Here is a 19,640-nt window from a genome sequence, read left to right as displayed (position 1 = left end):
TTCACCATCTGATCAAGACGTTTCACACCGGAGCCTGCGGTTGGAGTGACCGCCAACTGCCGGACGGCACGATTGTGCTGACGTCCCCGAGCGGGCACACCTACACCACCGAAGCTCACGGCGCGGCAATGTTTCCCGCGCTGGGGCAGTCCACCGGTGAACTCGACCTCCCACCACACATGGCGGACCCCGAGGCCGATCGCAGCGTGATGATGCCGCGGCGCAGACAAACCCGCGCTCAGGACCGCCAGGACCGCATCAACGCCGAACGCCGAGAACGCACCGAACTCATCGCCGAAGAAGAACGCCAACGCCAAGCCTGGCTGGCCGCCAACTACCAACCACCACCCTTCTGAATGTGGTAGTCGCGATCATCGGGTCGGCTGAGCATGGCGGTCATCGTCTTTCGGTCGTAGGGCCATAGGTCGACATTGCCTTCATCGGTGAGATACCAAGAGTTGCAACCGGTATTCCACACCGTGGGGCCCAGCGCGGCCGCCACGTCGTCGTTGAACCTCGCGGTGGCCTCTTCGGTGACCTCGACGGTATCTACCTCGCCGTTGCGGAACCGACGCAGCCAGTGGGTGATGTACCTTGCCGTGAGTTCGGAGGAGTAATGCAGCGAGATCGAGCCCGTCGGTGAGTTGGGGCCAAGCACGGTAAAGAAGTTGGGGAAGCCCGGAATCGCCGTCATCCGATACCCCCGCGGACCCTTGGCCCACGCGTCGTCGATCGAGAGACCGTCGCGACCACGCAACCGCATGGGCCGCATGTAGTTGTGGGTGCGAAAACCGGTCGCCAGCACCACGAGGTCGACATCGATCGAGCGACCGTCGGTCAGCTGGATACCGTCCGGTGTGACTCGTTGGATCGCCGCGGTGACCAGCTCGGCATTCTTCGCACGGATCGCGCGGTAGTACGAGCTCGATATGACCTGACGCTTGCAGAGCGGCTGGTAGTCCGGGGTGAGTCGATCGCGAAGCTCGGGGCTGCGGATCTGAGTGCGCAACGACCAGCGTGCATACGCCTGTACCAGTCGCCGACGCCAGCTCGGCCGCGTGGTGATGTCAGCGAGAATCCCTGAACCCCAAAGCAATACGTCATACAGCTTCCGGTGAAGCCTCGGCCGCTGCTGCAGGAACCGACCGATCGCCGCTGCCTGACCCAGATCCATCGGCGCCCAGATGATCCACTGCGGCGACCGCACCAGATGGCTGATATACGCGGCCCCGGGTTGGAGCGCGGACACCACCTGCACGCCCGTGGACCCGGTGCCGATCACCGCGATCCGCCGCCCCTCGGTGACCAAGTCGTCGTCCCATCGTGCGGTGTGGACGACATCGCCCGCGAAGCTGTCCAATCCCCGGATGTCGGGAGTGAACGGATGATGGAGCACTCCGGTCGCAGATATCAGGAAGTCTGCTTTCAACTCGTGACCGTCAGACGTCGTTATGCACCAGCTTGATCCGGTGAACACGGCTGACTGCACCTCCGCATTCAGCCGCAGACGCCCCGCGAGACCCTCGCGGTCGACGACGTCGTGGAGGTAGCGCTGGATCTCTGCCCCCGGCGCAAACAGGCCCGACCAATCCGGCTTCGGCGCGAACGAGAACTGGTACAGCTGCGAGGGCACGTCGCAGGTGAGGCCGGGGTAGCGGTTCCAGTGCCACACCCCGCCGACGTCAGAACCCTTCTCCAGAATCGTGAAGTCGTTGAAACCGGCGTGCTGCAGCGTTACTGCGGTGGCAATGCCGGCAACGCCCGCACCGATGATGACAACCCGAGGTTCGCGGTTCATCGGCATACCGGGCTCCCTCCATTGAAAAACCGACGGTATTTAGAGACCGATGGAATGTCAATGGGATAGAATCGCGCCGTGCCTCGGATGACTCGCGCCGAAAGCCAGGCCCAGACCAGGTCGCAGCTGGTCAAGACCGCCAGGCAGCTCTTCTTCGACGACGGCTATCACCCGACATCGCTGGAAAAGGTCGCTGACGCCGCGGGCTTCTCGAAGGGCGCGGTCTACTCGAACTTCCGCAATAAAGACGAGCTGTGCATCGCCGTACTCGACGAGGTCAGGGCCGAGCGTCTCGCGGAGATTCTCGACATCATGGCCACACCGGACACTTCGTCACGCGTCGAGGGCTTGCAGGTATGGGCCGAACGGGTCATCGGCGATCCGGCGTGGACATCGCTGGAGGTCGAGTTCGCCGCGCACGCCCGTCACAGTGAACCGCTGCGGCAGGATCTGGCCTCGCGCCTCACTGCGATTCTCCAAATGCTGACCGGTGCAGCCGAATCCGCCGACGGCACCAAGCCGCGTCTGCCGGGCGGTGAAACAGCCACCGTGATGCTCGCGCTCGGTGTCGGCCTCGGGTTGCTGCGGTCGATCGACCCGTCCATCCCGGTCGACGGCCTCGTCGATGTCCTGCGCCTGGTCAGCGGCCAAACCTGAAGTAATCGCGGCTGCGTCTGGCATGCTGTCAGGCATGACTGAGCCGCAGTACGGTGGCAACGAATTTGGAAGCCAACCAACGCCCCCGCCCCCGCCGCAGTCTGGCTATCCACCGCCATATCCGCCGCCCGCAGGCCAGTACCCGCAGGCCTACCAGGACCCGGCCGCGCCGTTCGGCCGGCAACCGATGACCGGTGAGCCGTACTCGGATAAATCCAAGATCGTCGCCGGCCTGCTGCAGTTGCTCGGGCTGTTCGGGATCGTCGGCGTCGGCCGGATGTATCTCGGCCAAGTCGGTCTCGGCGTCGGCCAGCTCGTTGTCGGCCTGGTGACCTGCGGGATCGGTGCGGTCATCTGGGGCATCATCGACGCGATTCTGATCCTCACCGATAAGGTGCGCGATCCGCAGGGACGTCCGCTGCGCGATGGCACTTAGCACGACCCCCAATCGGGGACGGCTCTACACCGCGCTCGGGACGGGCGCGGTGGTGGTGGGGGGCCTGGCCTACATCGGACTCGGTGACCCGCATCGATCGAATTTTCTGTTCCCCGCGTGCCCTTTTCACGCGGCTACGGGCTTGTTTTGCCCGGGCTGCGGCGGCTTGCGGATGATTCACGACGTTCTGCACGGCGACTTCGCCGCCGCCGTCGTCGACAATGTCGTCGCCCTGATCGGTCTGCCGCTACTGCTGGCATGGATTCTCCTGCGTCGGCGCAGTGCGCGGCCGTGGATGACACCGGTCTCCGCCGCCGTCATCGTCACCATCGCCGTCAGCTGGATGGTGGTACGCAATCTGCCCGGTTTTCCGCTGGTCCCGACGCTTCTCGACGGGTAGCTGCAGCTTTGCGCTGATACAATCGCAATTCGGGCCGGTGCAGTCCCGGGACATGATTTACCCGGACTGCGGAGGTTCTTTCCTCGATGCTCTATTCGGCATTCCCCGAGCCCCAGGGCCTCTATGACCCCGACAATGAGTCGGACTCCTGTGGCGTCGCCATGATCACCGACATCCAAGGCCGCCGGTCGCACGCCATCGTCGTCGACGGGCTGGTCGCCTTGGAGCATCTCGAACACCGTGGAGCCGCGGGCGCCGAGCCCAACAGCGGTGACGGCGCGGGCATCCTGATCCAGCTGCCCGTGGAACTACTGTGCGACGTCGCCGGCTTCGAGTTGCCGCCGCCAACCGCTGACGGCGCCAACACCTTCGCCGCCGGAATCTGCTTCCTGCCGCAGGACTCCGACGCCCGCGCGACCGCGCGCGAAGGCGTCGAAGCCATCGCCCTCGAAGAAGGGCTCACTGTGCTCGGCTGGCGTGCCGTCCCCACCGACCCGGACGGAGCGGAGGTCGGAGCGACGGCACTCAGCTGTATGCCGCACATGGAGCAGCTGTTCGTCGCCTCGCCGCACCACCTTGGTGGTATCGATCTCGATCGTCGCGTCTATCCGCTCCGCAAGCGTGCCGAGCGCAACGGCGTGTACTTCCCTTCGCTGTCCAGCCGCACGATGGTCTACAAGGGCATGCTCACCACAATGCAACTGCCCCAATACTTTCCAGATCTACGCGACGAGCGTTGCCGCAGCGCGATCGCGATCGTGCACAGCCGCTTCTCGACCAACACCTTCCCGTCCTGGCCGTTGGCGCATCCCTTCCGCTTCGTCGCGCACAACGGCGAAATCAACACCGTGCGCGGTAACCGCAACCGGATGCACGCACGGGAGGCCATGCTCGCCAGCACCAAGATTGGAGGCGACCTGTCCCGGCTCTCGCCGATCTGCACGCCGGAGGCATCCGATTCGGCGTCGTTCGACGAAGTACTCGAACTCCTACACCTCGGCGGGCGCAGCCTGCCGCACGCCGTGCTGATGATGATCCCCGAGGCGTGGGAGAACAACACCACGATGGACCCCGCCGAGCGGGCGTTCTGGCAGTTCCACGCCTCGCTGATGGAGCCGTGGGACGGCCCGGCCTGCGTGACGTTCACCGACGGCACGTTGGTGGGAGCGGTGTTGGATCGCAACGGTTTACGGCCAGGGCGCTGGTGGCGCACCCTCGACGACCGCCTCATCCTCGCCAGCGAGAGCGGCGTGCTGGACGTGCCGTCCGCGCAGATCGTCGCCAAGGGTCGGCTACAGCCGGGAAAGATGCTCCTCATCGACACCGCGGCCGGTCGCATCGTGGGAGACGACGAGATCAAGGAGTCCCTGGCCGGACACGAGCCCTACGGTGAATGGCTGCACGCCGGACTGCTCGACATCAAGACGCTGGCCGACCGTGCCCGCGTTCAGCCGAACCACGAGTCTGTCGTGCGCAGGCAGATCGCCTTCGGCTACACCGAAGAAGACCTGCGCATCCTGCTCACCCCGATGGCCGCCTCTGGCGCCGAGCCACTGGGCTCGATGGGCACTGACACTCCGACGGCGGTGCTGTCGCAGCGGTCCCGGCTGCTCTACGACTACTTCGTCGAACTCTTTGCGCAGGTGACCAACCCGCCCTTGGACGCCATCCGCGAGGAGGTCGTCACCTCGATGGCCCGTGTGATGGGGCCCGAGCAGAATCTCCTCGAGCCGACCGCGTCATCCTGCCGCCAGATCGTGCTGGGCTGGCCGGTTCTCGACAACGATGAACTCAACAAGCTCGTCCACATCAACGACGACGGCGAACACGGCGGCCTGAGGACCGCCGTCCTTAAGGCTCTCTACGACGTCGAACGCGGTGGTGAGGGCCTCGCCGACGCCCTGGAGGACCTGCGGCTGCGAGCGTGCGACGCCATCGCCAGAGGCGCACGCACCCTGGTCATCTCCGACCGCGACTCCGACCACATGAGAGCGCCCATCCCGTCGCTGCTGGCGGTTTCGGCCGTGCACCATCACCTCGTCCGCACGAAGGAACGCACCACCGTCGCCCTGGTGGTGGAAAGTGGCGACGCGCGCGAGGTGCATCACATCGCGATGCTCATCGGTTTCGGTGCCGCCGCGGTCAACCCCTATCTGGCATTCGAGTCGATCGAAGACCTCATCCGCGAGGGTGAGCTCACCGGCATCGAACCCGCTGCGGCCGTGCGCAACTACCTCAAGGCGCTCGGCAAGGGCGTGACGAAGGTTATGAGCAAGATGGGCATCTCGACCGTTGCCTCCTACACGGCGGCACAGGCATTCGAGGCCGTCGGTATCGACAAGCATGTCATCGACGAGTACTTCACCGGCACCCCGAGCCAGCTCGGCGGCGTCGCATTGGACGTGCTCGCCGAAGAAGTCAAAGTCAGGCACCGGCGGGCGTATCCGGAGAACCCGACCGAGCGTGTGCACCGGCGGCTCGAGGTCGGGGGCGAATACGCGTTCCGCCGTGAGGGCGAACTACACCTGTTCACCCCCGAAGTCGTTTTTCTGCTTCAGCATTCGACGCGCACCGGCCGCCACGACATCTTCAAGCAATACTCCGAGGAGGTGAACCGGCTCTCCAGGGAGGGGGGCACCCTGCGGGGCTTGTTCGGATTCAAGAAGAACCTTAGGCCGGCCGTCCCGCTGGACGAGGTCGAGTCGGTCGATTCGATCGTCACCCGGTTCAACACCGGCGCGATGAGTTATGGCTCCATCTCGGCCGAGGCACACGAGACCATGGCCATCGCCATGAACAACCTCGGTGGCCGGTCCAACTCAGGCGAGGGAGGCGAGGACACCGACCGTCTGTACGATCCACGACGGCGCAGCGCGGTCAAACAGGTCGCCTCCGGTCGCTTCGGCGTCACCAGCGACTATCTGCTGAACGCCACCGACATCCAGATCAAGATGGCCCAAGGCGCCAAACCTGGTGAGGGTGGGCAACTCCCGGGTTACAAGGTTTATCCGAACATCGCGCGGACCCGGCACTCGACGCCGGGCGTAGGTCTGATCTCGCCGCCGCCGCACCATGACATCTATTCGATCGAGGACCTGGCGCAGCTCATCCACGATCTGAAGAACGCCAACGCCAATGCCCGCATCCACGTGAAGCTCGTCAGCAGTGTCGGCGTGGGCACGGTCGCGGCGGGCGTCTCCAAGGCGCACGCCGACGTGGTGCTGATCTCCGGATACGACGGCGGCACCGGCGCCGCCCCACTCACCAGCCTCAAGCATGCGGGCGTCCCCTGGGAGATCGGGCTGGCCGACACCCAGCAGACGCTGATGCTCAACGGTTTGCGCGACCGCATCACCGTACAGTGCGACGGCGGCATGCGTACCGCCCGCGATGTGGTGGTAGCCGCGCTGCTCGGTGCCGAGGAGTTCGGCTTCGCGACAGCGCCGCTGGTGGTTTCGGGCTGCATCATGATGCGGGTCTGTCACCTCGACACGTGTCCCGTCGGTGTCGCGACCCAGAACCCTGAGCTGCGGTCACGATTCAACGGTAAGCCGGAGTTCGTCGAGAACTACTTCCGCTTCATCGCGGAGGACATCCGGCACTATCTCGCCGAACTCGGCTTCCGCAGCATCGACGAGGCCGTGGGCCACGCCGAGATGCTCAACACCGACGAGGGCGTCGCGCACTGGAAGAGCAGGGGTCTGGACCTGACGCCGGTGTTCGCGGTGCCGGACCCGAGCGGAGAGCGCCGCCGCACCAGGGCCCAGGAGCACGGCCTGGAAGAAGCCTTGGACCGCACGCTCATCCAGCTCGCCGACGGCGCGCTGGAAGACGCGCATCCGGTCAGGCTCGAACTGCCGGTGCGCAACGTCAACCGCACCGTCGGCACACTGCTCGGTTCCGAGGTCACGCGGCGCTACGGCGCGGCGGGGCTGCCGGACAACACCATTCACGTCACGCTGACCGGATCCGCAGGACAGTCCATCGGGGCCTTCCTGCCACCCGGCATCACGCTGGAGCTGATCGGCGACGCCAACGACTATGTGGGCAAGGGATTGTCCGGCGGTCGGATCATCGTCCGGCCGCCAGACGACGTCCTCTTCCTGCCCGAGGACAACGTGATCGCGGGCAATACCCTGCTTTTCGGCGCCACCTCCGGTGAGCTCTACCTGCGGGGCCGGGTCGGGGAGCGGTTCGCTGCACGCAACTCCGGAGCGCTGACCGTCGTCGAGGGGGTCGGCGACCACGCCTGCGAGTACATGACGGGCGGTCGCGTGGTGGTGCTGGGCAAGACGGGCCGCAACCTGGCGGCCGGTATGTCCGGCGGTATCGCGTTCGTGCTCGGCCTCGACCCGAAGAAGGTCAACGCCGAGATGGTCGAGTTGCAGCGCCTCGAACCCGAGGATCTGGTGTGGCTGCGCGATGTCATCGCGACGCACGCGAAACTCACCAGAAGTACCTTGGCGGCCAGCGTGCTGTCCGACTGGCCCAGGCGCAGCGCACAATTCACCAAGGTGATGCCCCGTGACTACCGGCGCGTGCTGGAGGCCACGTTGGTCGCCAAGCGCGAGGGCCGCGACGTCGACACCGCGATCATGGAGGCAAGCCGTGGCTGATCCGACAGGTTTTCTCAAGGTTCCGAAGATCGAAGCCGCCAAGCGGGCCGTCGACGAGCGGGTCGGCGATTGGCGCGAGGTCTACGAACAACAGGATCCCCACCAGCGTGCAGGCGAGGTCTCGCAGCAGGCGCGTCGATGTATGGACTGCGGAATCCCGTTCTGCCACTCCGGAACCGCGGGCTGCCCGCTGGGCAATCTCATCCCGGAATGGAATGACCTGGTGCGGCGCGGCCGATGGGACGCGGCGAGCGACCGCCTGCACGCGACCAACAATTTCCCGGAGTTCACCGGACGGTTGTGCCCTGCGCCGTGCGAAGCCGCGTGCGTGCTGTCCATCGGCGAGGAGCAGACGGGCGGAAGCGTCACGATCAAGCGCATCGAGCAGACCATCGCCGATCAGGCCTGGATGGACGGAATCGTCGAACCCCAGCCCGCCGCCATCGCCACCGGCAGGCGGGTGGCGGTCGTGGGGTCGGGTCCCGCCGGACTCGCCGCGGCACAACAACTCACGCGCGCCGGCCACGATGTCACCGTGTACGAACGCGATGATCGCATCGGTGGGCTGATGCGGTACGGCATTCCGGAGTACAAGCTCGAAAAGTCCGTGCTCAACCAACGGCTGGCCCAAATGCGCGCCGAGGGAACGCGGTTCGTCACCGAATGCGAAGTCGGGGTGGACCTTCCCGTCGAGCGCCTCAGGGAGCAGTACGACGCCGTGGTGCTGGCAGTCGGCGCACTGCGGGCACGCGACAACAACGTGGAGGGCCGATCTCTGGCGGGTGTGCACCTTGCGATGGACCATCTGGTGCCCGCCAACAAGGAGTGCGAGGGCGACGGCCCGAGTCCGATCTCCGCGGAGGGCAAGCATGTCGTGATCATCGGCGGCGGCGACACCGGAGCCGACTGCCTGGGCACCGCGCATCGCCAAGGCGCGAAATCGGTCACCCAGTTGGATTACAACCCCGAGCCGCCGGAGTATCGCGACGAATCCCGTTCGCCGTGGCCGATGTGGCCGATCGTGCTGCGCACGCGTCTTTCACCGGCCCACGCTGAAGGCGGCGACCGCCGCTACGAGGTGGCGGTTCAGCGCTTCCTCGGCGACGACCAGGGCAACCTGCGTGCGATCGAGGTCGCCGAGGTGAAGGTTGTGCGTGACACGAACGGACGACGAATCATCACACCCGTCGGGGACCCACTGGAACTTCCATGTGACCTAGCACTGCTGGCGATCGGGTTCGACGGTGTCGAGCACATGCCGCTACTGGATGCGTTCGACCTAAAACTCAATGGTCGCGGTGCTTTGCCATGCGGTTCGGACTGGCAGACGGACGCACCGGGAGTGTTTGTGTGTGGCGATGCTCACCGTGGCGCCTCTCTGATCGTCTGGGCCATTGCCGAGGGCCGCAGCGCGGCTCATGCGGTCGACAAATACCTGATGGGGGAGTCAGACCTGCCCGCACCGGTCATTCCGGGCACCCTGCCGCTGGCCGTCGTCTGAATCGATTAACGACTATGCTCACTAGTCGTGAATAGACGCGGAAAGATCGTCTGCACCCTGGGTCCGGCCACCGCGACTGACGACGCCGTCAGGGCACTGGTCGAGGCCGGAATGGACGTCGCGCGGCTCAACTTCAGCCACGGCGACTACTCCGATCACGAAGCCAACTACAAGCGTGTTCGTGCCGCTTCCGACTCCACGGGGCGTGCAGTCGGCATCCTCGCCGATCTCCAGGGCCCCAAGATCCGACTTGGTCGGTTCGCGGACGGGCCCACCTATTGGGCCGAGGGCGAGACGGTGCGGATCACCATCGACGACTGCGACGGCACCCACGACCGGGTGTCGACGACCTACAAGCGGCTTGCCAAGGACGCCTCAGAAGGCGACCGGGTGCTCGTCGACGACGGAAACGTCGGCCTGGTCGTCAACACCATCGACGGCAACGACGTGGTGTGCACCGTCACCGAGGGCGGCGCGGTCAGCAACAACAAGGGCATGTCGCTGCCCGGAATGAACGTGTCGGCTCCGGCATTGTCGGAGAAGGACATCGACGACCTCGAGTTCGCGCTGCAGATCGGCGTCGACCTGGTCGCGCTGTCGTTCGTGCGCTCGCCGGCCGATATCGAACTCGTGCACGAGATCATGGATCGCGTCGGCAGGCGGGTGCCCGTCATCGCCAAGCTCGAGAAGCCAGAAGCCATCGACAATCTCGAGGCCATCGTGCTGGCATTCGACGCGATCATGGTCGCCCGCGGCGACCTCGGCGTCGAGCTGCCGCTCGAAGAGGTTCCGCTGGTGCAGAAGCGCGCCATCCAAATGGCAAGGGAGAACGCAAAACCCGTCATCGTTGCCACCCAGATGCTCGAGTCGATGATCGAGAACTCCCGGCCCACCCGCGCCGAGGCCTCCGATGTCGCCAATGCGGTGCTCGACGGCGCAGATGCCGTGATGCTCTCGGGTGAGACGTCGGTGGGCAAATACTCGCTCGAGGCCGTAAGGACGATGGCGCGAATCATTTCGGCGGTCGAGGAGAACTCGGTCGTCGTTCCCCCGCTGACGCATGTGCCCCGCACCAAACGCGGTGTCATCTCATATGCGGCCCGCGACATCGGCGAGCGGCTGGATGCCAAGGCGCTGGTGGCCTACACGCAGTCCGGTGACACCGTCCGTCGGCTCGCGCGGCTGCACACCCCGTTGCCGCTGCTGGCCTTCACATCGCTGCCCGAAGTCCGCAGCCAACTCGCGCTCAGCTGGGGCACCGAGACATTCATCGTGCCGCACATTCTGACCACAGACGGCATGATCAAACAGGTCGATAAGTCGCTGCTCGAACTCGGTCGTTACAAGCGTGGCGACCTGGTGGTCATCATCGCAGGAGCTCCGCCTGGCACAGTGGGCTCCACGAACCTGATCCACGTGCATCGGATCGGGGAGGACGACGTCTAAAAGGGGTCTGAGTGTCGGCCGATCTGGATGAGCTGCTCGCGATACTCGACCTCCGTCGGATAGACGACGACACCTACGTCGGTTCGCACCCGAGCAAGAATCCGGTGCGCACGTTCGGCGGCCAGATGATGGCGCAGTCGCTGGTGGCGGCAAGCCGCAGCCTGAAGCACGAGTTGCCGCCCAGCGCGCTGTCGGTGCACTTCATCGCGGGCGGGGACCCGGATAAGGACCTCGAGTTCCACATCGCCCGCCTGCGTGACGAGCGCCGTTTCGCCAACCGCCGAGTCGACGTCGTGCAAGACGGTGTGGTGCTGACCACGGCGTTGGTGTCCTACCTGTCCGGTGGCCGCAGCCTCGAGCACGGCATCGAACCGCCCGAGGTGCCGGACCCGCTGTCGGTGCCGCCGATCGACGACCTACTGCGCGGATACGAGGAAGTCGTCCCGCACTTCGCCTCCGCGCTTCGGCCGATCGACTGGCGCTATACCAACCACCCGACCTGGGTGATGCGCGACAGGGGGGAGAAGCTCACCCACAACCGGGTCTGGATGAAGGCGCGCGGCACCATGCCCGACGATCCCGCCGTCAACGCCGCAGCGCTGGCATACGCATCGGACACGACCATTCTGGATTCGATCATCACAACCCACGGGCTGTCGTGGGGGTGGGACCGCATTTTCGCCGTCACCACGAACCATTCGGTGTGGTTTCACCGTCCGGTGCGGTTCGACGAATGGGTGCTGTACTCGACGTCGTCGCCGGTGGCCGCCGATTCACGCGGTTTGGGCACCGGGCATTTCTTCGATCGGTCGGGTCAGTTGCTGGCCACAGTGGTGCAGGAGGGCATCGTCAAGCACTTCCCGCGCTAAGGCGTGGGAGTGGTGACGGTGATTGAGAATTCGTCCTCGAGGTTCGAGGTGAACTGATCGGCGCACTGCTGGACGGCCTCTTGATCGGAGCCCGCCTGTGACAGGCAATCGATGTAGTCGGTGCCGCCCACCTCACCGAATCCCCATATGAACAGCCCGATGACGACAACCGCCTCGATGATGCTGAGGAATCCGAGCACGATTCCGGCGACTGCGACACCTCCGTTGGTCGCCTGGCCGCGCTTGGCCTTACCCCATCCCATGAAGCCGAGAATCACTGCGACGACGCCGAGTACAACGCCGCCGACGACGCTGAGCAGCGCGATGATCGCAGTGACCAACGACGCGATGCCCAAGCCGTTTTGGGGAGCGGACGGCGGCGGTGGGTACCCGCCGTACGGCGCCCCCTGCGGTGGCGGGGGATAGCTCCCCGGGTACGGCCCGTACGACGGTGGCGGGGGCGCGCCATACGAAGGTTGCGGGGGCGCACTCGGCGGCGGTGGCGGCGTTTCGGGCTTGTCCGGCTCGCTCATGGTGGTTGAGGTTACTCGCAGGCTCCGAGCTTGACGATGGGACAGGCAAAGTCGGCGGGCAGGTGATGGGTGGCGACGACGACGGTGCGCTGGTCCGGAAAGAAAGCGCCGGGGGTCAACAGTTCGATGAGAAAGCGGCTGCCGTCGGCGGCGTCGAGATGTTCGGTCGGTTCATCGAGCAGCACAGTGGGAGCAGTCGAAATCAGCGCGCGGGCAAGCAGGAGTCGTCGGCGCTGGCCGGCCGAGACGGCGGCACTGCCGCCGACGAGGATGGTGGCCAGCCCGTCGGACAACGAGTCGAGCCAATCACCGAGACCGACGCGGTAGAGGGCGTCGCGGAGCTCGTCGTCGGCCGCGTCGCCGCGGGCAACCAAAAGATTGTCGCGAACGGTCGTGGCGAACAGGTGCGCATCCTCGGCGAAGAACGCCGCTTCCGAAGCGATCTCCTTGGGCAGCAGACCGGCGAGGTTCATCAGCAGCGTCGTCTTGCCGGAGCCGCTGGGCCCAGTGACGGCGAGCCTGGCCCCCGGTTCGAGGTCGACCGATCCGACGGTGGGTCGTCGCAAGTCGTCGGGGCCGGGGTGCGTCAACATGTGCAGGCGGCGCGCGGCAACGCGAGAACGCGCAAGTTGCACACCGGCACCCGGCAACGCCAGTGTCGCCTCAAAAGCGGACAGCGGCAACAGCATCAGTATCGCGAGTGTGGTCGGTGCCAAACTCGGCGCCAATACGACGCCGCACACGACGGCACCCAGCACACTGGCGCCGATCGCCGCAATCGGAGCGGCCGACGCCAGTGCCGCCGGCGCCGCCGCCCGGTCGATGGCGTGCCCCCAATCGCGTTGCTGCCGGTCCGCCTCGGCGAGCAACTCGTCGAGGTGGCCACTGACGCGCAGTTCGGGCGCGTGTTCGAGTGCGATCATCGCCGCGGTGTCACGCTGTGAACGATGCTGTGCGGCAAGCTGTTCAGCGGCCACCGCGGCACGGGCGGACAGCGCGGGCGCCGCAACTCCGGAAACCAGCAGGCACAGTGCAAGCAGCATGGCCGCCGCGGGCGAGATGAATGCGATCGCGATGGTGGCACCCGATCCGAGGATGACGGCGACCGAAATCGGAACCACGGCACGAACGAGCACGTCGGCCAACTCGTCGACCGACGTGCCGATGTCACTCACCAGCTCACCGGTGTTTCGCCGCATCACAGCGTCGACGGGCCCCGCCGCGAGCCGGGTGTACAGCCGCTCTCGGACGTCGGCGGCAGCTCGCAGGGCGGTGTCGTGGGAGGCCAGCCTTTCGCAGTAACCGAGCACCCCGCGTGAGATGCCGAGTGCACGGACCGCCACCACCGCGACCGTCAGGTGCAGCACGGGCGGCATCTCCCACGCCCTGGTGATCAGCCATGCCGCAACCCCTGCGAGGGCAAGCGCACTGCCGAGCGAAAGCACCCCGAACAGGATGGCAAGCAGCAGCCGGGGCAGGCGGGGGCGCAGCAACTCATACATCGACGAGACCCCCCATCTGCAGAACGCAATCTCCGATGGCGAGCACCGGAGCGCGGTGGCCGACCACGATCACCGTCGCACCGGCAGCCGCGCGCGCAGTTATCGCGTGCAGCACCCGGTCTTCGGCCTCCGCATCGAGGTGAGCCGTGGGCTCGTCGAGAAGCAGCACAGGAGCGGTCGATCCGAGCACACGCGCCAACCCCAGTCGCTGTCGCTGCCCGAGGGAGAGACCGACGCCTCCGCTTCCAAGCATCGTTGCCAGCCCGTCGGGTAGATCGGCCAGAACTTGGTCGAAACATGCGATCTGACAGGCTGTCTCAATGTCGGCGAGCGGTCCGAACAGCTCGAGATTCTGCAGGACGGTGCCGGGAATGATGGCGGGACGATGCGCCAGCCAGGCGACCTGCGTCCACCATGCAGGCAGGTCCAGATCGGCCACGTCGATGCCGTCGATCCGTATCCGGCCGGCTGCGGGTTCGTCGAGGCCGAGAATGGCCTGCAGCAGGGTGCTCTTGCCGACGCCGTTGGGTCCGGCGATCACGGTCACCCGGCCAGGTTCGGCGGCGGCGTCGAATGCGGTGATGTCGATGGTTGCACCCACCGCCGTGACCTCATGGCGCCCGCCGGTTGGCCGTGGCAGGGTATCGACCAGTCGGAAGGCGTTGTCGGCGGCCGCCTTTCCGTCCTGCGCGGCGTGAAATGCCGCGCCGACGCGGCGCAGCGGCCAGAACACCTCGGGGGCGAGGAGTAGCGCGGTGAGTCCCGCGGTCAGCGTCATTTCGCCGTAGACCAGTCGTAGGCCAACACTTACCGCGACGAGCGCGACGCCGAGGGTGGCCAGCAGTTCCAGCACGAGCGAGGACAGGAATGCGATGCGCAACGTCGCCATCGTGGAACGGCGATGAGCGGCACCGAGTTCGGCGATCCTTCTCGCCGAGCCACCCACCCGCCGCAGAGCACGCAGTGTGGGCAGGCCAGCGACGAGGTCCAGGAGCCGGGACTGCAGGGTCGCCATCGCGCGAAGCGCTGCGGCCGAACGCTCGGAGGTGGTGAGGCCGATCAGAATCATGAAAATCGGGATGAGCGGCAATGCGATCGAGACGATCAGCGCGGACCGCCAGTCGTAAGCGGCGATGACGGCGACGGTGGCTGGGGTCAGGATCGCGGCGACGAGGAGTGCGGGCAGGTAGGCGGTGAAGTACAGCCGAAGGCCGTCGAGGCCGCGGGTGACCAGGATGGCGGCGTCATCGCGGCGCTCGGCGAGTTGGCGTGGTGGCAACGACGTCGTCGCCGTCAGCACCGAGTGGGAGAGATCGGCGATCACCGCGCTCGCCCCGCGCTGAGCAAGGCGGCCCTGCTGCCAGGTGACGAGCGTTCGGAATGTCCACAGCAGCAGCAGAATCGACAGCGGGACCAGTAGACGGTCCAGTCTGCGTTCGTCCGGTTCGGTGATCACCCGGGCCACGATGTCGGCCAGCACCACCGCGGCGGCGATCGTGGCGCCGGCGGTCAGGACGCCGCATGCGGTCGACGACACGAGGAAGCGGCGCATCGCGGTCGATGCGCGCCACAGGCGCGGGTCGACGGGGCCGCTCACGTGCGGCGCCGAGACAATCCGATCGAAGCCGGGATGGCGTCGGCGGAGATCCTGCGGCGAAACACCCAGTACGTCCACCCCTGGTATCCGAGCACCAGCGGCAGCAGCGTCAGCGACGCCCACGACATGATCGCCAGCGTGTACGGGGTCGACGAGCCGTTGTAGATCGTCACGCTCCAGTCCGGATTGAGCGTGGATGGCAACAGATTCGGATACATCGATCCGAACAGCAGCACCACGACGGCGGCGATGACCGCCATCATCGACGCGAACGCCCAGCCCTCCCGGCGGCGCGTCCACATCAACGCCGCAGCCGTCAACAGGGCGATCACGGCGACCCCCAGCGGCAGCCAGGTCCATGTCCTGCCGTGCGCCAGTTGCGTCCAGAGCCCGAATCCGCCTGCGAACACGATGACGGGCAACGTCAAAACGCGGGTGAAGCGAAATGCATCGTCGCGCAACGGTCCTGAGGTCTTCAGCGCCACGAACACGGCCCCGTAGAACGCGAACAGGGACGCCGTCGCCAGACCGCCGAGAAGTGTATAGCCGTTCAAGACATCGCTGACCGCGAGGTGTGCCTGACCGTCGGAATCGATCGGCAGGCCCTGAATCAGGATCGCGAATGCAACACCCCACAGGATGGCGGGCAACCATGATCCAGCAGCAATTCCGATGTCGGCCCATGCGCGCCAACGCGGATCGTCGATCTTGCCGCGCCATTCGATGCCGACGACGCGCGCGATCATCCCGACCAGGATGGCCAACAGGGGGAGATACAGCGCCGAGAACAATGTGGCGTACCAGTTGGGGAATGCGGCGAACATGGCTGCGCCCGCGGTGATCAGCCAGACCTCGTTGGCATCCCACACCGGGCCGATGGTGTTCAGGGCGGCACGCCGACGCTGTTCGGGATCCGCGCCAGTCGCTTTGCCGGCCATCCCGAACGGAGCCATCAGCATGCCGACCCCGAAGTCGAATCCCTCCAGGAGCACGAAGCCACCGAACAATGCGGCGATGATGAAGAACCACAACTCTTGTAGACCCATCACGATCTCCTAGTACGCGAAGGACAGGGGAGCGACGTCCTCGTCGTCGGGCGCGGGCGGTGGCACGGGTTCGGAGTCATGCTCGAGTGGGCCCTCGACGACGTACCGGCGTATCAACCAGAACCAGATCACGCCGAGCGCGCCGTACAGCAGAGTGAAGACGGTCAGTGAGAGCACCACCATGCCTGCCGCGTGACCGGACACGCCCTCCTGCACGGTCATTCGCACCAACTGGTCACCGGTCGGGTTGGGCACCACCACCCAGGGTTGCCGACCCATCTCCGTGAAGATCCAGCCCGCCGAGTTGGCCAGGAATGGCGTGGGAAGCGTGATCAGGGCGAGTCGGCTGAACCACCGCTGGTCGGGAATCCGGCCGCGACGCGTCAACCACAGTGCGGCCAGTGCGAATACGACGGGTACGAGCAGCAGCCCGATCATCGCCCGGAACGCCCAGTAGGTGACGAAAAGGTTGGGTCGGTAGTCGCCGGGGCCGAACTTCGCCACGGCTTCCTGCTGCAGATCGTTGACGCCCTCCAGGGTGACACCGCTGAACTTGGACTCCGCGAGGAAGGGCAGAACGTAGGGCACCTCGATGAGGTGTGTGACGCTGTCGCAGTTGTTGTGGGTGCCGATGGTCAGGATCGAGAAGTCCGGATCGGTTTCGGTGTCGCACAACGACTCTGCCGACGCCATCTTCATCGGTTGCTGGACGAACATCAGCTTGCCCTGGAAGTCGCCGGTGATGAACAAGCCCCCGGCGGCCACAAGTGCGATGAGGCTGCCCGCGATCGTGGCGGGCCGGTACATGGTGCGCGCCTCTTCGGTTTCTTCGGTGCGCTTGTGGGACCGGACCATCAGCCAGGCGCTCACCGCCGCGACGAAGACACTTGCGGTCAGCAATGATCCCGCCACCGCGTGCAGGAACGCCCAGATCGCGGTGTTGTTGGTCAATAGTGCGCCGAAGTCGACGAGTTCCGCACGGCCGGTTTCCGGGTTGTATTTGGCGCCTACGGGATGCTGCATGAACGAGTTCGCGGCGATGATGAAGAAGGCCGAGGCATTGACCGCGAACGCGACAATCCAGATGCACGCGAGGTGGACGAGACGCGGCAAGCGGGTCCAGCCGAAGATCCACAGTCCGATGAATGTCGACTCGAAGAAAAACGCGATCAGGCCCTCGAACGCCAGCGGCGCTCCGAAGATGTCGCCAACGAAGCGGGAGTACTCGCTCCAGTTCATGCCGAACTGGAATTCCTGCACGATGCCGGTGGCGACGCCGAGCGCGAAATTGATCAGGAACAGCTTGCCGAAGAACCGGGTCAGCCGGTACCAGGCCGGATTGCCGGTGACCACCCACGCCGTCTGCATGGCGGCGATGAGTGGAGCCAGCCCGATGGTCAGGGGGACGAGGATGAAGTGATAGACGGTGGTCGTTCCGAACTGCCACCGCGACACATCGAGTGCGTCCATGTGAACCTCTCCCGTGGCTGTTTCTCAAGCCTACGACAGAGCGTAGTAGAAAGCAGTGTGCGTTAGCTCACCGGCGCTTCTGTCGTAGGTGCGGGGGTCGTGCCGCCGAGGCGCTTCGAGGCCTTGCGAATGCCGAACGCCGAGACGACCTCGAAGACGCCGATGACGATCAGCCAGATTCCGACGACCCTGGTCAGGGTTTCGAGGGATTCCAGCGGCCAGGCCAGCATGAAAATGCCGGCCACCAGGCTGAGTAGTCCGATGACGATCTCCCACGCCCGGCCGGGAAGTGTGCTGTCGCTGATGGCGGAGACGGCGGTAGCGACGCCCCGGAAGATGAAGCCGATGCCGATCCAGATGGACAGCAGGAGAATCGATTCCTGCAGACTGCGGAAGCACAGCAGCGCCAGGATCAGCGCGGCGGCGCCGCTGATGAACAGCAGCACCCGACCTCCCGCCGACACATGCAGGCTGAATGCGAACACCACCTGCGTGATGCCGGTGATCAGAAGGTAGGCGCCGAAAAAGATCGCCGTCACGATGATCGTGACGGTCGGCCACGTCCACGCCAGCACGCCGAGGACGACGGCCAGTACTCCGGACAACAAGGTGGACGCCCACAGGTGCTTCAACAGGCTCGGAGGAGAAGGACTTTCCATGCGCGCAGTTTGGCACAAAGGCCATTTGGGAGCCCGGCTATTCCCTTTTCCGTATGCAAACCGTGTCAAAGGGCGCCATGGAATTCGTCCGCCGTTCGTGTTCCCCTGCCGCTGCCGTACGTCTCCATTACTGTTCCCCTACCGGCGCTGCGCGCTGGGTCCACGAGGCAGAAAGTAGAGGCAACTGTGCTACGTGAATGTCAAGACCGTCGAGGGAAACTCCTGCGCATCGCGGGCGTGTTTGCTGCGACAGGCGCGCTGCTCCTGGCGGGCTGTGCGAGCGGTAGCAACACGAGCGAAGAGACGACCGGTAATACGACAGCAGCGGCCGACATGGTCGAGGAAATCGCGAACACCGTTCCGGAAGCGATCAAAGAGTCCGGCAAGCTGATCGTCGGCGTCAACATTCCGTACCCGCCGAACGAATTCAAAGATCCCAGCGGCAAGATCGTCGGCTTCGACGTGGACCTGATGAACGCGATCGCAGGCACGCTGGGCCTGACGGCCGAGTACCGCGAGTCGGACTTCGCCAAGATCATCCCGTCGATTCAGGGCGGCACCTACAACGTCGGCATGTCGTCGTTCACCGATACCAAGGAACGCGAGGAGTCGGTCGACTTCGTCACCTACTTCAGCGCGGGCACTCTCTGGGCCCAGCGGCCGGGGTCGCCGATCGATCCAAATAACGCGTGCGGCAAGAAGGTCGCCGCACAGGCCACGACTGTTCAGGAGACCGAGGAACTACCCGCCAAGAGCAAGGCGTGCGTCGACGCAGGCAATCCCCCGATCGAGATCGTGTCGTTCGACGGGCAGGACGCGGCGACCAACGCCGTGGTGCTCGGCCAGGTGGACGCCATGTCCGCCGATTCGCCCGTGACCTCCTATGCGATCAAGCAGAGCAACGGAAAGCTGGAAGCCGCAGGGGAGATCTTCGACTCCGCACCGTACGGCTGGCCGGTGCAGAAGGGCTCGCCGCTGGCGCAGTCTTTGCAGAAGGCCCTCGAGCATCTGATCGAGTCGGGCAAGTACGAGGAGATCGCGAAGAACTGGGGCGTCGAGAACGGAATGATCGACAAGCCAGTGATCAACGGCGCCATCAGCTGAGAAGGC

At 65.5% G+C, this 19,640-nt stretch carries 15 protein-coding genes and 1 pseudogene; 9 read left to right on the top strand and 7 right to left on the bottom strand.

Translation table 11 applies throughout. From position 1 onward, the window contains the following. Positions 1 to 356 (top strand): annotated as a pseudogene (locus CSQ99_RS26650) (HNH endonuclease); the annotation flags it as partial. On the opposite strand, the gene CSQ99_RS26645 reads toward CSQ99_RS26650, so the two are convergent. Next, positions 335 to 1,798 (bottom strand): flavin-containing monooxygenase, encoded by a 1,464-nt coding sequence (locus tag CSQ99_RS26645; protein ID WP_099042012.1) that lies wholly within the window; start codon positions 1,796 to 1,798, stop codon positions 335 to 337. The pseudogene CSQ99_RS26650 and the gene CSQ99_RS26645 sit on opposite strands and share 22 nt — an antisense overlap. Positions 1,799 to 1,885: 87 nt before the next feature. Between CSQ99_RS26645 and CSQ99_RS26640 the strand changes: the two genes are divergently transcribed. The 7 genes from CSQ99_RS26640 to CSQ99_RS26610 all read left to right on the top strand — a co-directional run bounded on the left by CSQ99_RS26640 (position 1,886) and on the right by CSQ99_RS26610 (position 11,723). Beyond that, positions 1,886 to 2,455, top strand: coding sequence for a TetR/AcrR family transcriptional regulator (locus CSQ99_RS26640; protein ID WP_099042006.1), 570 nt, complete (start codon positions 1,886 to 1,888; stop codon positions 2,453 to 2,455). 22 nt (positions 2,456 to 2,477) lie between these two features. Then, entirely contained in the window at positions 2,478 to 2,891 is a 414-nt protein-coding gene (locus CSQ99_RS26635) for an NINE protein (RefSeq protein ID WP_425437884.1), read from the top strand. Beyond that, positions 2,881 to 3,291, top strand: coding sequence for a DUF2752 domain-containing protein (locus tag CSQ99_RS26630; protein ID WP_099042005.1), 411 nt, complete (start codon positions 2,881 to 2,883; stop codon positions 3,289 to 3,291). The genes CSQ99_RS26635 and CSQ99_RS26630 overlap by 11 nt, the downstream gene beginning before the upstream one ends. 86 nt (positions 3,292 to 3,377) lie before the next feature. Further along, complete coding sequence (gene gltB, locus CSQ99_RS26625; protein WP_099042004.1) at positions 3,378 to 7,907, top strand: glutamate synthase large subunit; 4,530 nt, start codon at positions 3,378 to 3,380, stop codon at positions 7,905 to 7,907. Continuing rightward, positions 7,900 to 9,408: a glutamate synthase subunit beta gene (locus tag CSQ99_RS26620; RefSeq protein WP_099042003.1), complete on the top strand. Its 1,509-nt coding sequence runs from the start codon at positions 7,900 to 7,902 to the stop codon at positions 9,406 to 9,408. Before gltB ends, CSQ99_RS26620 begins: the two co-directional genes overlap by 8 nt. A gap of 27 nt (positions 9,409 to 9,435) precedes the next feature. Beyond that, on the top strand, positions 9,436 to 10,854 hold the full coding sequence (gene pyk / locus CSQ99_RS26615) for a pyruvate kinase (protein ID WP_099042002.1): 1,419 nt from the start codon (positions 9,436 to 9,438) through the stop codon (positions 10,852 to 10,854). A gap of 11 nt (positions 10,855 to 10,865) precedes the next feature. Then, positions 10,866 to 11,723 (top strand): acyl-CoA thioesterase, encoded by an 858-nt coding sequence (locus CSQ99_RS26610; RefSeq protein WP_099042001.1) that lies wholly within the window; start codon positions 10,866 to 10,868, stop codon positions 11,721 to 11,723. Here the strand turns inward: CSQ99_RS26610 and CSQ99_RS26605 are convergent. The 6 genes from CSQ99_RS26605 to CSQ99_RS26580 all read right to left on the bottom strand — a co-directional run bounded on the left by CSQ99_RS26605 (position 11,720) and on the right by CSQ99_RS26580 (position 18,530). Further along, positions 11,720 to 12,256 (bottom strand): DUF4190 domain-containing protein, encoded by a 537-nt coding sequence (locus CSQ99_RS26605; RefSeq protein WP_099042000.1) that lies wholly within the window; start codon positions 12,254 to 12,256, stop codon positions 11,720 to 11,722. The genes CSQ99_RS26610 and CSQ99_RS26605 overlap by 4 nt on opposite strands. 11 nt (positions 12,257 to 12,267) lie before the next feature. Beyond that, positions 12,268 to 13,758, bottom strand: a complete 1,491-nt coding sequence (locus tag CSQ99_RS26600) for an ATP-binding cassette domain-containing protein (RefSeq protein WP_099041999.1) — start codon at positions 13,756 to 13,758, stop codon at positions 12,268 to 12,270. After that, the gene (cydD, locus tag CSQ99_RS26595; RefSeq protein ID WP_176561236.1) at positions 13,751 to 15,310 is read right to left on the bottom strand and encodes a thiol reductant ABC exporter subunit CydD; all 1,560 of its coding nucleotides are present in this window, start codon (positions 15,308 to 15,310) and stop codon (positions 13,751 to 13,753) included. Before cydD ends, CSQ99_RS26600 begins: the two co-directional genes overlap by 8 nt. Before the next feature lie 41 nt (positions 15,311 to 15,351). Then, a complete protein-coding gene (cydB, locus tag CSQ99_RS26590; RefSeq protein ID WP_099041997.1) occupies positions 15,352 to 16,401 on the bottom strand; it encodes a cytochrome d ubiquinol oxidase subunit II in 1,050 nt (349 codons plus the stop codon). Between the two features lie 9 nt (positions 16,402 to 16,410). Next, the gene (locus CSQ99_RS26585; protein ID WP_099041996.1) at positions 16,411 to 17,871 is read right to left on the bottom strand and encodes a cytochrome ubiquinol oxidase subunit I; all 1,461 of its coding nucleotides are present in this window, start codon (positions 17,869 to 17,871) and stop codon (positions 16,411 to 16,413) included. A gap of 62 nt (positions 17,872 to 17,933) precedes the next feature. After that, entirely contained in the window at positions 17,934 to 18,530 is a 597-nt protein-coding gene (locus tag CSQ99_RS26580; protein WP_099041995.1) for an HdeD family acid-resistance protein, read from the bottom strand. A gap of 186 nt (positions 18,531 to 18,716) precedes the next feature. Here CSQ99_RS26580 and CSQ99_RS26575 point away from each other — a divergent pair, with 186 nt between their 5' ends. After that, complete coding sequence (locus CSQ99_RS26575; RefSeq protein WP_099041994.1) at positions 18,717 to 19,634, top strand: ABC transporter substrate-binding protein; 918 nt, start codon at positions 18,717 to 18,719, stop codon at positions 19,632 to 19,634. Positions 19,635 to 19,640: the final 6 nt, after the last annotated feature.

It is taken from the genome of Mycobacterium neglectum, from assembly GCF_002591975.1.
In the GTDB taxonomy this organism is placed as follows: Bacteria; Actinomycetota; Actinomycetes; order Mycobacteriales; family Mycobacteriaceae; genus Mycobacterium; species Mycobacterium neglectum.
Note: the sequence above shows the minus strand (reverse complement) of the source record. Positions and strands in the feature narration are given on the sequence as shown.